At 59.7% G+C, this 977-nt stretch carries 1 protein-coding gene; it reads left to right on the forward strand.

Going from position 1 to position 977, the window contains the following annotated elements:
- On the forward strand, positions 1-977 hold a 977-nt coding region (gene tuf / locus ACR0DS_RS20300), incomplete at both ends, for an elongation factor Tu (protein ID WP_480616941.1).

Consider the following 977-nt stretch of genomic DNA (forward strand, 5'->3'; position numbering starts at 1 on the left):
ATGGCAAAGGAAAAGTTTGAGCGTAATAAGCCGCACGTCAACATCGGCACGATTGGGCATGTTGACCACGGCAAGACGACGCTGACCGCAGCGATCACCAAGTATTTCGGTGACTTCAAGGCGTATGACCAGATTGACGGTGCGCCGGAAGAGAAAGCCCGCGGCATCACCATCTCGACCGCGCACGTGGAATACGAGACCGACGCGCGCCACTATGCGCATGTCGACTGCCCCGGCCACGCCGACTATGTCAAGAACATGATCACCGGTGCCGCTCAGATGGACGGCGCGATCCTGGTTGTGAACGCCGCGGACGGCCCGATGCCGCAAACCCGCGAGCACATCCTGCTGGGCCGCCAGGTTGGCATCCCGAAGATGGTCGTGTTCATGAACAAAGTTGACCAGGTTGACGACGAAGAGCTGCTGGAACTGGTGGAAATGGAAATCCGCGAGCTGCTGTCTTCGTATGAATACCCCGGCGACGATATTCCGATCATCGCAGGTTCGGCTCTGGCCGCGATGGAAGGCCGTGACCCTGAAATCGGCGAGAACAAGATCCGCGAGCTGATGGCGGCTGTTGACGAATATATCGACACGCCCGAGCGTGCTGTTGACCAGCCGTTCCTGATGCCGATCGAAGACGTGTTCTCGATCTCGGGCCGTGGTACCGTTGTGACCGGCCGTATCGAGCGTGGCGTGATCAACGTTGGCGACGAGATCGAAATCGTCGGCATCCGCGACACCTCGAAAACCACCTGCACCGGCGTTGAAATGTTCCGCAAGCTGCTGGACCGCGGTGAAGCGGGCGACAACATCGGCGCCCTGCTGCGTGGTGTGGATCGTGACGGCGTTGAGCGTGGCCAGGTTCTGTGTAAGCCGGGTTCGGTGACACCGCACACCAAGTTCGAAGCCGAAGCCTATATCCTGACCAAGGAAGAAGGCGGCCGTCACACCCCGTTCTTCGCGAACTACCGTCC

It is taken from the genome of Ruegeria sp. AF5 (genome assembly GCF_056541905.1).